The organism is Clostridioides sp. LIBA-7678 (assembly GCF_056716065.1).
Genome location: NZ_CP196987.1, coordinates 618,758 through 632,548, shown reverse-complemented (window position 1 = coordinate 632,548; position 13,791 = coordinate 618,758). Strand labels below are relative to the sequence as shown.

The following is a 13,791-nucleotide window of genomic DNA, read 5'->3' as shown; positions in this document are numbered from 1 at the left end:
TTTCTATATTTCAGAACAATAGCTTTGATATTTTTCTTTAATTAGACTTTCTTCTACTTTTGAAACGGCTGTTGATATCTTGGTATTTGGTGCATTAAATCCTCCATTGTCTCCTCTATCTCCATATTCAGCATACTCTCTTGATGGTCCTGTTTTTCCTTCACTCCAACTTCCACCACTAAGTTCTACACGATAATAAAATACTTTCTCTATTTTATAATCCCAACTTGTAAAATATCCTGTATAGTACAGAGTCTTATCTATACCACTTGCAGAGAATGAAAGCGTATTATAACCATTATAACCACCTTTGCCTCCATATCCACCTGAACCTGGTACACCATTTGGACCTGCTTCTCCATCTCTCACTGTTACATCACAATGATTAATTATTCTATTTTTTTGTTCTTCTGAATCTGAAACGAAGTAAATATTACCTTTCTTACCAGCATTTCCACCTATTCCAGCATTTCCACCAGTTCCACCTTTATCACCTTTTTTACCTTTTGTGCCTTCTGCAAAATATCCCTTAAATATTTGTGCAGCAAAATAACTTGTATATCCTGCATCTGCTCCATTAGCTCCACTTGCTCCATCATCTCCACGTTTCCCATCTGTTCCTTTAGAGCCATTTCCTCCATTTGCAATTAATGTTAAGCGATAATTTCTAATTTCTTTCTTAATGTATAGGTAAATATTACCTGCATCTCTACCATCTTTACCATTTTGTCCATACATAGAATTATCTACAAGGTCTCCACTCTTTCCACTTACGTTAATCTTTACATTGCTACTTACATCGAGATTATTACAAGAAAGAATAATATTTTTCTCTGATGCAAATTCCATTCCAAGGTTATCATCCATATAAATAGTCTCTTTAGCAAAGAACATAAATGTAGTAGTATTGTCATCTACTTTTCTATTTTTAAAATATTTCAATACACTACTAATTACTAAGTTTGGAATCAATGCTCTTATTTCAACACACTTCTTATCATTAATATTAATTGTTTTTACTATAAATGGATTTAAGATGTATTTACTTACAAATTCTCTAATTATTTCGTTTCCTTCTTCTCCATATGCATTTAATCTTGTTATACTGTCTACTAATTCTTCACGCTGTACAGTCGTAACATTCATCAAAATTTCTTCAAAATCATTTACACTATACATATAATCCTTTTTATTTGCAACTTCCATCAATTTTTCTCTATTTTTTAATGTAAATACTTGTTTTTGTACTTCATGAGAAACTAAAACTTTTTCTAAATTCTTTCTTATTATAGTGAAGTTTTGCTCCATTATCTTTTTACTTACTTTTTCTATAATAGATTCCATGTGTACAGAAGGTAATAGAATTTCCCCAGTTCCATTCTCTGTATATTTACTTAGGGCATCAATTATATCTAAATTTCCCTTTATCTTATTTTGTAACTTCATGCAACTATCTTTCAAGAATAATCCACTTTCTTTAGATAACACATTAATAAATTTGTCTATAGTAAGACTTGATGTATTTTCCAACCAATTTTTAAATGTCCCTACAACTCTATCATATGTTGATATTTCTCGAATCATTGTTATTCTTTCAATAACATTAATAAAGTCTTCTGTATATGCCTTCACATAATCTTCTAAACTAGATACTATACTACTTTGAATCTCTTTTATTAATGTATCTAAAACTAATCTTGCATCCGAACTAATTGGATATTGGAATGCTGATGTCTTATCCTTGACTTCATTTAATTCTAGTGCTTGTTTTAATAAAGTCTCTCTCTCTTCAGCTACAAGAGGCTTACAAAGATGAATATTTTTGCCATTATCTTTTAGCAATTCTTCAAATAACCAAGCTTTTTCATCTATATTACTTTCTGAGGATTCACACAACTGTTCATATTTTTTTCTGATAATATTATATAATTGTTTTTCTGTTCTTCCTAAGAAGCTTTTTGAAATGAAAAAAGTTATACTTCCTTTAAAGTTATCTTTATGGAGACACATATTTAACTGTTGGAATAAATCCAGCACTTTTGTAAGTCTAGAGTCTAAAATGTCTGCTTCTGGTATTAGTACAATTACTGCACATATAGATGCAGAATTTTTAAATACCTCACCTAATGAAACTGCTGCACTAATATCATGAGCTACTCCTCTATTATCACTAAATCCTGCAGTGTCACATAATTTTGCATTCATTCCTTCCACTGGTTTTCTCATATCTACAATATTCGGATATAGAGTTTGTGAGACAGCTCCTGAGCCAATCTCTGCTACAGGGTCTAAACATTCAATATATGATGTACCAGTATCTTCATCTTCTACTTCCTTCATTACACATCCCGCAAGATAATTAATTGCAGTACTTTTTCCACAACCTGTACCTCCAAGAACTAGAATTAAATTTTGACCTTGTGCCTTATTTATCGCTACTTTTCCTTCATCTAATAAGAGTGTTATTTCATCTAAAAGTTGATTTTGATTTTCTAGCATTTATTTGCCCCCTAAATTATAAATTTTGATTTAAATAAAAGGTTTTATTTTACTTTTGTAATTGATAAATTTCTATCTTATTTAGTAAAATAACTGTGTTGCAGAATATAGATTTTGTCAACACAGTTATTTTAATTAGTTCATTTATTTAGTTATATTTTTTTGTTATATTTTTAAACACTATCTTTTCATAGTTATCATATTTGTAGACTTTTTTCTTTTTATTATAGTTATACTTCTGTAAGAAATTTAGACATTACACCACTACTGGCTTAAACATTACACTTCCGTGATTATACTGTCTATCTTCAACTACAATAAAAACAGGTTCTAAATCTTTAGTAGATGTTATTTTTAATTCTAAGAAAATATTATTAGTCGGTAATATTTCTACATTATAATTATTTAAATTATTGTCTGTGATACTATTAAATACATCACCATGACGTTCAAAGAAAACATTATCAACTATTACAAAATAGACATCTTCTTTTTTACTATTTTCAACCTCTAGAGTGTTTTGTTTCGTTATATTTAATCTCATATCCTAGCTCCTATTAATATTACTTAATTACATTAATACTTGTAATTGTTGCATCATGCTCATCACAAGGAAGAGGTTTGAAAACTACTATTTCTGCTAAATAATCGTGTGGAGGATTTGTGACTGAAGTAGCATTACAAATAAATTTATAATTTGTTCCTGCAACAACTTGAGTAGCAACAATAAGTGCTTCATAATCAACACCTTTTAACATTCCTACAGCTTCATTAAATACTTTTAAATCTTCTTCCTCGACAGTTCTAAATTTTGACCATCCACCAACAAAAAGACTCATATAAAATACCTCCTATATATTTTTTTATTTATCCATATAATATTACTAATTTTCTTAATATTCAATATATTTCGTGTAACTGGTCAATCAAAATGCATAACTGGATAAATATTCAAGTAAATCAACATTTTTAAACAATCTTGTATAATTTAAGATAATATAATACACAAAAAACAATCATTCTATTAGGATAAAATGTCGTAAAAATTTCTTAGAATATTTTTTCATATTAAAATATTTATCTAAAAATGAAATATATTTCTTATAATTACTCGTTTGGAATCGAATTATTACATAAAAATATACATATAAACAAAAAACTCTCTAAGGGATATTTTCAAATATTACCTTTAGAAAATATCCCTTACTTAAATATATTGATTCTGTTAAACCTGTGTGTCGATGATTACACTTCCTTAGAAAAAGTAATCACAAGAGAGATTTTCCAAGAATACCAATATGTTACACTAACTACTTCCCAACCTTGCTTTGCCATGTCATTCATTATTGTTTCTGCTTGAGACTTCTTAGCTTCTACAATCTTATATTCTTTCATTGCTAATATCCCTCCTTAAAATGTTTTTGTTTCTCTCTACCCAATTAAGCCAATACAAACTGTTACATATGTACTTGGTATAAAAATGTCTTACTCAAACTTTCAAGTTGCTATGTAGGGAATTAATATGGTTAATATGATAAATTAATAAAGTTTTATTCTATTCCATCATCATTGGCTTAATATAAATATAGCATTTTTCAACCTTTGAAAAGAGTCTTCAAAGACATTAGAAAAAGCTGATGCAAAATTTTTAATATCACCTTTTTTTAAATATGTAAGTATCTCGAAACATACATCAAAGCGTGTTTTCAAAATCTCATTATATTTTTTATGAAAGAATCTCTCTAAATAAATTCCAAATATCGTATGTTGTTTTAAATGTCTGAAAGTTTCCTGTACTACATAAATGTGTGTACAGTCTATTATCTTACAAAGTAAAACAAAGTCTGGATATACCTTACACTCTTTATAACTATTTTGTAAACCTCTTAAATGAGCTTCTATATTCTCTATATCTACATAATCCATTCTACTACCTAATAAAAATACTACATCTTCAAAGGTAATTGTAATAAACTCCATAGCTTCTAAAAGCAGTGTCAATCTTTTAGCTCCTTTTTCTGTCTTTATATAATCATCTGCATATTCAGAAAAAAGTGTTATATAAGTTCCTTTTCCATTAATTGTTCTAGCTATACCACACTCATTTAGTTCATTATATGCACTTCTAACTGTTGGAAGAGATACATTATACTTATTAATTACTGAAGTAATTGATGGTAGACAGTCTCCTACTTTAAGATTTCCTTCAAAAATTTTACAAATTATATCTGAAACAATAAAGTCATACAAATAACTTTTTTCTAATGATACATACTTAAAATTGTTTGAATACTTATCTTCTGAAACATATTTTTTTATCATGTTAAGTGTTAATTTTCTACAACTTTCATACATGTAAGTCAATAACTTCTTAAGTTCAATAAAATCTCTATTTAACCCATATAAATAACTTTGTCTTACCTGCTCTATATACTTACTACTAAAAAAAGTAACATAACAGTTCTCCAAATTATTGACACTATAATCCATTGGTGAAATCATAACATCATATTGAATAATATCGCAGAAATATTGAATCAGAGAATTATTTGTTTTGCTTATTAGTTTGTTTATATATTTTATCCTCTGTTTTCTAATTATAAAAGTGTCAGAACTATTCTCTTCCATATGATTGATAATATCATTTAATTCTTGAAAGTCTTTAGATGTAAATTGCTTAACATTATTAATAGCAATAGAAGGAAATATCAAACTGAAAATTTGATATATATCTGACATTTGCAAGATTTTCTCATATGATAATTCAGATTCAATTGATTGTTGTGTACTTGCATTGTATATCACAGTTGCTCTAGACCCAGCTTTGGTTTCTATAAAACCCTTTTCTAATAGCATTTTTATTACTGTTTTTATAGTATTTTTTGATACCATATACTCTTTGGACATCTTATTAATAGAATCAAGCTTGTCACCAACAGTAATTCTGCCTGTATAAATTTGTTTAATTATATCTTCAAATACAATTGAATATTGTGGTTTTCTTTTCATATTTTCCCTCTTTAATAAATTAAAATTATTGACTTTCATAATCTATATTTATTTTTATTTAATAAATTAAAATAGTTGCTTATTTTTTATTCATAATCTATAATTAGTATAGACCATTCATATATATGGTCTAAGTTTTGTGATGTTATAATTAAGTAAAATAGCATATTACTGATATAATACAATTATGTACAACAAAAAAGTGTAGATATGTTAAGTCTACCTAATTTAGATTTTAGCTTATGTTACCCTATAGATAAAATAAAAGAACACATTTATATAATAACTCAAAATCAAATGGAATTCAGTCTGTTTTTAAAGTTTATTTGGTTTACTTTAGAATATATACTGTTTGATAGTATACTGATTACATTTTCACCAACAAACACTCTAACTTATTACTTTATAATCGAAAGTAATATATTGCTAACCTTAAAAATACTTATATTCATCAATCATATATATTCCATTGAAAAAATATTTATTTAGAAAAAATGCCATAAATTAGAAATTATAAAACAAGTTGTATAGAGATATAAAAAATAGCACTTAATATCAATAATGAATTATCAAAACTAAGTGACACTTAAGTAGCATTAATGGATACACTTATACCATTTCTACCAGTTATGGATTAATTAAATGATATGGTATATCTGATATTGAAACTTTAATATCAAAATTGAATTCTTTAATGTATAAAAATAAGCTTAAAAATAAATCCAATTTAAGTTAGGTAATTTAGATATTCTATGAAATATATGCTATAAAGGAGTCCTAATAATGTCAAAGCATGAAGATTTTGCAAATATTGAATATAGTTTATTAATGAATGCGTTAGATGTAAGCGTTAGTAGACACCAATTAGATGAACACTTTACTGTTGTTTGGGCTAATGACCGCTATTATGAAATGTTTGGTTATACAAAAGAAGAATATGAATCGCTATTTCATAATCAATGTGACCTTTTTTACAAAGATAATCCAGAAGATTGGAATTCACTTGTAGATTATGTGGAAAAGAAATTCTCTAATGGAGAAAAAAAATATGACTATGTTTGTCGTATGAAGCATCGTAATGGAAAAAAATTATGGATAAAGTTATTTGGATTTTTAACAGGAGAAATTATTGATGGATGCCCTATTTCATATTCCGTTATGATTGATATTACTGAACAAATGATGATTAAAATAGAGCAAACTGCAACTTACAAAAATTTTCCTGGTCTCATTGCTAAGTTTAAGGTTACTGATTTTGGTTTCCAACTTCTTGATGCTAACCAAAAATACTTTGATATTTTTAAAGATAATGTAAATTTCCTATTAAAAGATATAGATTCAGAAAGCTATCTTAGTGAAGTGTATAAACACTATAGTGATTTTAGAAATGGAAAATACATTTGTTTTTCTATTTCTCCACAAACTATCAATGGAGACATCGTTCACATGCAAGTTGTGGCTGAATGTATAGATTGGGAAGATGATAAACCTATATATCTTTTAATCTATTCAGATGTCACAAAATTAGTAAAACAAAATGAGATTATTGAAAAAAATAATAAGGAATTAAAGGAATTAGCTTTTATTGACCCAATTACTGGAGGTATGAACCGTACTAAATTTAACATAACAGTAAAAGAAGTTATTGAACAGTCACCATCTGATACATATACTCTTATATGGCTAAACATGCAAAAATTTAAATTAATAAATGATTCAGCAGGAAATATAGCTGGAGATAAACTTTTAAAATATATCTATAATTGCATAAACGAGCACTTACATGAAGGTGAGCTTGTAACTAGAATCTTTGCTGATAATTTCATTCTTCTTTTTAAAAATAATCAAGAAGACATAACTTCTAGACTAAACTCAATAGTTAAATATATCAATAAATTCAATGATAATGCTGATTATAAATACATGCTTTACTTTACTGCTGGTGCCTATGTAATTCATGATACTTCTTTAGATATAACAAATATCCAAGATAGAGCAAATGTAGCTTGTAAAGCAACTAAAAATATAGAAAATCATGGTTTATGTATTTGTAATTTTTATAGCAAAACAGATAAGGAAAAACTCATACTAGAGAAAAGTATAGAAAATAGAATGTATGAAGCACTTGAAAAGAGAGAATTTCAAGTTTATTTACAACCAAAATTGGAACTATCTAATCAAACGATATGTGGTGCAGAAGCTCTAGTTAGATGGATTCTTCCTGTTGGGAAAATAATCCCTCCTAATGAATTCATTCCATTATTTGAAAAGAATGGCTTTATTGTACAGTTAGATTTATACGTTTTTGAAGAAGTCTGCAAAACCTTAAGAAGATGGATTGATTGTGGATTAAATACTATAAATATTTCAGTAAATATGTCTCGCTATCATTTTTCATTCAAAAACTTTATTAATTCATATAAAGAAATAGCCCAAAAATATGATATTCCACCTAATCTTATAGAAATTGAGATTACAGAAACAATTGTATTTGAGGATGTTAAAGTATTTAGTGAAATAATAAATGAAATCCATAAATATGGCTTTAAATGCTCTATTGATGATTTTGGAAGTGGTTATTCCTCAATTAATATGCTTAAGGATATTTATGTTGATACTATAAAATTAGATGGCGCATTCTTTAAATCAGAACGCCTAGATTCTGAGCGTGAAAGAGATATAATTATCTCTATAATTGAGTTAGCTAAGAAACTAAAAATGACTACTGTAGCTGAAGGAATAGAAACTAGTTTTCAAAAAGACTTTTTACAAGAAATAAAATGTGATATGTTACAGGGCTATATCTTTTCTAGACCTTTACCAATAGAAGATTTTGAAAAGCAATTATTTCAAAAATCCTCTAACTAATCAGTACAAAGTTATTTATTCTAAGAGATATATTACATAAAAAATGAAAGTTTAAAAAATAAAGTGGAGAATTAAATTCTCCACTTTATTATATTTCTGACTATTTTAGTTACTTTCTATAATCATTTTATTTATTCCTAGTCATTTACTTATAACTCTTTAACATTTACCACTACTGCTTTAGGTCTAGTCATAGCCTCAATTGAATACTTAACTCCTTGAGTTCCCATACCAGATGCCTTTACACCCAAGAATGGGAAATGGTCTGGCCCTCTTTCAGTCTTATTATTTATTTGAACAGTTCCAACCTCAAGCTTATCAGCAATATAAAATGCCCTATCAATATCACTTGTAAACACCGATGATTGAAGTCCATACTCTGACTGATTAGCAATTTCAATTGCTTGATTTATATCTTTAACTCTTATAATTGGAAGTACTGGACCAAAAGGCTCCTCCCAAGCAATCTTCATATCAACATTTACATTGTCTAATAATGTTGGATAAAATAAATTATTTTTTCTGACATTACCTGTTATTAATTTTGCTCCTTTATGTAGTGCATCATCAACTAAACCTTGAACAAAATCAGTCGCTTTATTATCTATAAGAGGCGTGATAACTACTTCCTCCATTGGATTTCCAATCGTTAACTTCTCTACTAATGGCTTTATCTTTTCCACTAATTCATCAGCTACACTCTCTTGTACTAGGATTCTCTTCACTGCTGTACATCTTTGACCTGAGTATGAATAAGCTCCAGACACTATATTCTTAGCTGCAAAATCCAAGTCTGCATCTTCCAATACTATAGCGGCATCTTTTCCACCAAGCTCCAATAATAATGGTACCATTCTAGATATTTTAGATATATGTTGACCAACTTCAGTACTACCAGTAAAGTTAATAAAATTAATTCCTTTATGAGTTACAACATAATCACCTATCTCACTACCCCTACCTGTAATAGTGTTAAGTACTCCATCTGGTATACCAGCTTTTCTCATAATTTCTACTACATGAAGTGCACTAATAGCTCCTTGTGTGGCAGGTTTTAATACAACTGCATTTCCACCAATAAGTGCTGGTGCAATCTTTGACATTGATAAATTCACAGGATAATTAAAAGGAGATATCGCTAAAACAGTACCTAATGGAACCCTTGAAACATAAGACATCTTATTTCTTGTTCCACCAGGGAAGTTATCACCACTGATAGCTTCACCTTCCATATTTTTTCCTACATCAGCTGTATATCTTAAAAAATCTGCTGTTCTTTCAACTTCTGCTCTTGCAGACTTTATATCTTTGGCTATTTCAAGTACCAATATATTAGCTATCTCGTCCATATTTTCTAACAATAAATCAGCAGCCTTATGGAATATATTAGCTCTCTTGTATACAGGCATTTCAGCCCATACCTTTATACTCTCTTTTGTATTTTCAATGGCTTTATCTACTTCGTGTTTTGTCATAGATTGTACTTTACCAACAAGAGAATTATCTATTGGTGAGTAAATTTCTATTGGTTTTCTTGAATTAGATTCCACCCATTTTCCATTTATTAAATTTTTATATACATTTTCTTTTGTTCTAAGTTCATTAAACATATTTTTATTCCTCTCTCTGATATAACTTTGTGTATTTAAATTATAGCCATTTATTCGTTATGTAAACATTTCTTTTTTTAATAAACGTTTACCTTAAAAAATTTTTTCATAATCTATATTTTTTGTATTTTAAATGGCATTGTATTTTAAATAATTCTCTCATTATTTCACCCTTATATTTCTCTCAAGGTATAATTACACATATCATAATGTCAACAAGAATAGGACAAGATTATACAATTAAAAGAACGATATTCTCTTAATTATTGACCCTAATTTGCATATATGATATAATCCTAACAGAACACTATTCTGTTTAAAACTCAGAATAAAAAATAGACTGTTACAAGTCTTATTCAACAGATTTTGGAGGTAAAAAATATGCGTAATGTAATCTACTACTTTACTGGAACAGGAAATAGTATGCGAGCTGCTCAGGTAATCGCACAAGAACTTAATAATACAGAGATTATCTCAATGAGAACATCACCATCTGATTATTCAAAATTGACTGCTGAACGAATAGGATTTATTTTTCCTGTATACCATTGGACTATACCAGAAACTGTAATTCAATTTATAAAAAATTTAGAGTTATCCCCTGATGCCTATATATTTGCAATTTCTATGCCTGCTTTTATTAACGGAAAAAGCATGGAAGAATTAGCATTGCTACTCAAGGAAAAAGGGTGTAATTTATCTTATGGGAATAAAGTATATAGTGTTGCTAACTATGTAGCCATGTATCCACCATTTCCTAACCCTAAAAAACGTGTCCCTAAAATGGAGGAACAGCTTAGAATTATATCAAAAGAAATATCACAAAAAGAAATAAGAAACTACCCAAAACCCAATTTTTTAGTAAATACACTTTTTCATAAAATAATGGACCATTATATAAAAAATTGTCCATCTAATGATAAATATTTCAAGGTTTGGGATGATTGCATTTCTTGTGGATTATGTTTTAAAGTATGCCCTTGCAAAAATATAATAATGCAAAATGGTAAACCAACATTTCAACATAAATGTAGTCAGTGTATGGCTTGCATTTCCTTTTGTCCAAAAGAATCCATTAATTTCCCTTATTTCACTCGAAAACGCAAAAAATATCATAATCCTTATATTAGTTCAAATGATATAGTGTCAAATCGAAAATATTATAAATAAGGTTAGAAATCTGAAAAATATAGTGCTTAAAAATTTTTCGCTATCCTAATCTCAAATATAAATAAGAAAATCTTATCACTGTAAAACAATTAAATTTGCCAGCTATCAAATACTAAGATATAAATACATAAAGCCAATAACCTATAAATAACATCCCTTATGGCTATTGGCTCTTTTCATATAACAGCTTCCATGTGAGATTAATAACAGATTGTAGCAAAAAATATTACTTATTGTCAGGGTCAAGCTTGACAAATTTGTAAATGAACAATATCATATATCTATGACTTAAAATATATTTTAAGTTATAGATAACATATACTTATAGAGAGGATTGATAAATATGGCTAAAAGCTTTACAGAAATAGAAAAAAATAATATTAGAAAAAGATTAATTTCAGAATGTGAAATTCACTGGTCTAAATATGGATACAAAAAAACTAACATTGACGAACTTTGTTCGAAATCAGGAATTGCAAAGGGTTCATTTTACACATTCTTTGATTCAAAAGAAAAGCTATTTTTTGAAGTATTAAATGAAATTCAAAACAAACTTATATCATCAGTAGATGAAATTTTAAGTAACATGCCTCAAAAAGAGGGTTTTGCAAAAGCCTTGAAGATGTTATACCGATTATATGATAAAAACCCATTCTTATATTCACCAAACAATGCTGATTACATCTCTTTATTAAATAAGATGCCTAAAGAGATGCTTTCGCAACTTGAATATAATAATGTACAAAGTTTTTACAACTTAATTGAAAGATACAATCTCAAATTAAAAATAGAGAAAGAAAAAGCCTTTGGTGTTTGCAATGCCCTACTTTCAAGTCTATTGCTAAAAGAAGATATTGGATATAACTACATTGAAGTATTTGATTTTATGGTAGACAATCTTGTAGAACACATACTTGAGTAATAATTTAAAATAAATTTTCTAAACATTTCTTTATAACTAGGAGGGGTAATATGATTGAATTAATACAAAAACTAAATGATATTATTTACAAAATAAATGATAAACTAAATATCCACACAAAACTAGTAGACCCTAGCAGCGAACTCATGCCATTCTACTCTATCTTATCTATAATATTTTCTGCATTTATAATAATATTAGGGATTAAAACAAGAAAAAACTTCCTTATAGTCATTGCTGTCATAGCAATCATTATAAATATTTTAATAATCTTAGATAGGTAGGTATATATATGGTAAAATCATTAAATACTTTTAATAAAAATTTTAACTTAATGGTATTAGGTCAAATAATTTCATTATTTGGTGCATCAATACTCAAGTTTGCTTTATCTCTCTACATACTTGATATGACTGGTAAGGCAGAAATATTTGCTACGATACTCGCAGTATCTTCAATCCCAATTGTAGTATTCTCCCCTATTGGTGGGGCTATTGCAGATATATTCAACAGAAGAAACTTAATGGTTATTTTCGATTTTTCAAGTAGTGTTGCAGTACTAATCTTATCACTCTTCTTATTTAATGATAATGGTTCAATACTACTTATAGGAATTATTATGACCATACTTTCAGTAATAAGCACAATGTATCAACCAACAGTTCAGTCAAGTACACCCATTTTAGTAGATAATGAACATTTAATAAATGCAAATGGTATCGTAGCTGGAGTTGCCTCTCTTACAAATATAGCAGGTCCTGTATTAGGAGGTGTTTTGTATGGTATCCTTGGTATCAATGCAATTGTCGTTATCAGTTGTATAAGTTTCTTTCTATCTGCAATTATGGAGATATTTATACAGATTCCTTTTGTTAAACAAGAACAAACTGGCAACATTATAAAAACTATATTTATTGATATAAAAGATGGTATTATCCATATATGTAAGGAAAATAGATTTACATTAAAAATACTCTTTTTAGCAATGGCAATAAATCTAGTTTTAAGTTCTATGCTAATCGTAGGTATCCCCTATATAGTAAAAATAACTATGGAATCTAATAACTTTCTATATGGTGTAGCAGAAGGAGCAATCTCTTTTAGTTCGTTAATAGCTGCTGTGAGTATTGGTATTTTCTCAAAGCATCTGAAAATAACCAACTTACATATTTGTTTCATCATATGTGCACTTATATTTATACCAATGGCATTTTCAGTCTATCCATTTATATTAAATACAGGATTTCCAGTTCCATTTTTAATCTTTATTATATCCTCTATGCTAATATTTTTTACAACGACTCTTATCTCAATATATGCTATAACAATCATACAATTAAAAACTCCAAATGAACTGCTAGGAAAAGTTATGGCTATTCTTTTTGCAGGAACATCTGTCGCAATGCCTATTGGGCAGGTTATATATGGTAGACTTTTCGATTTATTATCGGATAGAGTGTATATTATTATAATAGGAGTAGGATTTATTACATTACTTATAGCGTTTATATCGAAAATAACATTACAGAATGAAAAAATTTAGATACTCAGAATTTAAATAGAAAGGTTTTAGACCTAAAAACCAGACATAAAAATTCAATTTTCACTAATTTCTGAATTTACATGCAAAATTGTGTATCAGTGTGTTGACGTATTGGAAATTGATTGATATAATCAATGGAAAATAAACTTTATAAAAATTCAAAATATTCA

At 27.9% G+C, this 13,791-nt stretch carries 11 protein-coding genes and 1 pseudogene; 5 read left to right on the top strand and 7 right to left on the bottom strand.

Going from position 1 to position 13,791, the window contains the following annotated elements; translation table 11 throughout:
- Positions 1-3: 3 nt before the first annotated feature.
- The 6 genes and pseudogenes from ACTG46_RS03255 to ACTG46_RS03230 form a co-directional block, all read right to left on the bottom strand.
- Positions 4-2,499, bottom strand: coding sequence for an ATP-binding protein (locus ACTG46_RS03255; RefSeq protein ID WP_074179080.1), 2,496 nt, complete (start codon positions 2,497-2,499; stop codon positions 4-6).
- 256 nt (positions 2,500-2,755) lie between these two features.
- Positions 2,756-3,043, bottom strand: coding sequence for a hypothetical protein (locus tag ACTG46_RS03250; protein ID WP_054269108.1), 288 nt, complete (start codon positions 3,041-3,043; stop codon positions 2,756-2,758).
- Between the two features lie 19 nt (positions 3,044-3,062).
- Complete coding sequence (locus ACTG46_RS03245; protein ID WP_243194037.1) at positions 3,063-3,338, bottom strand: hypothetical protein; 276 nt, start codon at positions 3,336-3,338, stop codon at positions 3,063-3,065.
- A 406-nt stretch (positions 3,339-3,744) separates the two neighbouring features.
- Positions 3,745-3,894, bottom strand: a complete 150-nt coding sequence (locus ACTG46_RS03240) for a DUF4177 domain-containing protein (protein WP_169466549.1) — start codon at positions 3,892-3,894, stop codon at positions 3,745-3,747.
- A 37-nt stretch (positions 3,895-3,931) separates the two neighbouring features.
- Positions 3,932-4,039 (bottom strand): annotated as a pseudogene (locus ACTG46_RS03235) (IS1595 family transposase); the annotation flags it as partial.
- Positions 4,040-4,065: 26 nt separating this feature from the next.
- Complete coding sequence (locus ACTG46_RS03230) at positions 4,066-5,508, bottom strand: GntR family transcriptional regulator (RefSeq protein ID WP_479923597.1); 1,443 nt, start codon at positions 5,506-5,508, stop codon at positions 4,066-4,068.
- 783 nt (positions 5,509-6,291) lie between these two features.
- Between ACTG46_RS03230 and ACTG46_RS03225 the strand changes: the two genes are divergently transcribed.
- A complete protein-coding gene (locus tag ACTG46_RS03225; RefSeq protein ID WP_227832231.1) occupies positions 6,292-8,376 on the top strand; it encodes a sensor domain-containing protein in 2,085 nt (694 codons plus the stop codon).
- Positions 8,377-8,525: 149 nt separating this feature from the next.
- Here ACTG46_RS03225 and ACTG46_RS03220 read toward each other — a convergent pair whose 3' ends face one another.
- The gene (locus ACTG46_RS03220; protein WP_074179079.1) at positions 8,526-9,986 is read right to left on the bottom strand and encodes an NADP-dependent glyceraldehyde-3-phosphate dehydrogenase; all 1,461 of its coding nucleotides are present in this window, start codon (positions 9,984-9,986) and stop codon (positions 8,526-8,528) included.
- 381 nt (positions 9,987-10,367) lie between these two features.
- Here ACTG46_RS03220 and ACTG46_RS03215 point away from each other — a divergent pair, with 381 nt between their 5' ends.
- From ACTG46_RS03215 to ACTG46_RS03200, 4 genes are all read left to right on the top strand, one after another.
- The gene (locus ACTG46_RS03215) at positions 10,368-11,156 is read left to right on the top strand and encodes an EFR1 family ferrodoxin (protein ID WP_479923596.1); all 789 of its coding nucleotides are present in this window, start codon (positions 10,368-10,370) and stop codon (positions 11,154-11,156) included.
- A 343-nt stretch (positions 11,157-11,499) separates the two neighbouring features.
- On the top strand, positions 11,500-12,078 hold the full coding sequence (locus ACTG46_RS03210; RefSeq protein WP_167639742.1) for a TetR/AcrR family transcriptional regulator: 579 nt from the start codon (positions 11,500-11,502) through the stop codon (positions 12,076-12,078).
- 50 nt (positions 12,079-12,128) lie between these two features.
- Positions 12,129-12,362, top strand: coding sequence for a hypothetical protein (locus ACTG46_RS03205; RefSeq protein WP_054269103.1), 234 nt, complete (start codon positions 12,129-12,131; stop codon positions 12,360-12,362).
- A gap of 8 nt (positions 12,363-12,370) precedes the next feature.
- Positions 12,371-13,621: an MFS transporter gene (locus tag ACTG46_RS03200; protein WP_054269102.1), complete on the top strand. Its 1,251-nt coding sequence runs from the start codon at positions 12,371-12,373 to the stop codon at positions 13,619-13,621.
- Positions 13,622-13,791: the final 170 nt, after the last annotated feature.

Bases quoted from the DNA above. Each gene is read 5' to 3' on its own strand.
- ACTG46_RS03230 (WP_479923597.1), bottom strand. From the start codon at position 5,508: ATGAAAAGAAAACCACAATATTCAATTGTATTTGAAGATATAATTAAA.
- ACTG46_RS03240 (WP_169466549.1), bottom strand. From the start codon at position 3,894: ATGAAAGAATATAAGATTGTAGAAGCTAAGAAGTCTCAAGCAGAAACA.
- ACTG46_RS03215 (WP_479923596.1), top strand. From the start codon at position 10,368: ATGCGTAATGTAATCTACTACTTTACTGGAACAGGAAATAGTATGCGA.
- ACTG46_RS03225 (WP_227832231.1), top strand. From the start codon at position 6,292: ATGTCAAAGCATGAAGATTTTGCAAATATTGAATATAGTTTATTAATG.
- ACTG46_RS03245 (WP_243194037.1), bottom strand. From the start codon at position 3,338: ATGAGTCTTTTTGTTGGTGGATGGTCAAAATTTAGAACTGTCGAGGAA.
- ACTG46_RS03205 (WP_054269103.1), top strand. From the start codon at position 12,129: ATGATTGAATTAATACAAAAACTAAATGATATTATTTACAAAATAAAT.
- ACTG46_RS03250 (WP_054269108.1), bottom strand. From the start codon at position 3,043: ATGAGATTAAATATAACGAAACAAAACACTCTAGAGGTTGAAAATAGT.
- ACTG46_RS03220 (WP_074179079.1), bottom strand. From the start codon at position 9,986: ATGTTTAATGAACTTAGAACAAAAGAAAATGTATATAAAAATTTAATA.
- ACTG46_RS03200 (WP_054269102.1), top strand. From the start codon at position 12,371: ATGGTAAAATCATTAAATACTTTTAATAAAAATTTTAACTTAATGGTA.
- ACTG46_RS03255 (WP_074179080.1), bottom strand. From the start codon at position 2,499: ATGCTAGAAAATCAAAATCAACTTTTAGATGAAATAACACTCTTATTA.
- ACTG46_RS03210 (WP_167639742.1), top strand. From the start codon at position 11,500: ATGGCTAAAAGCTTTACAGAAATAGAAAAAAATAATATTAGAAAAAGA.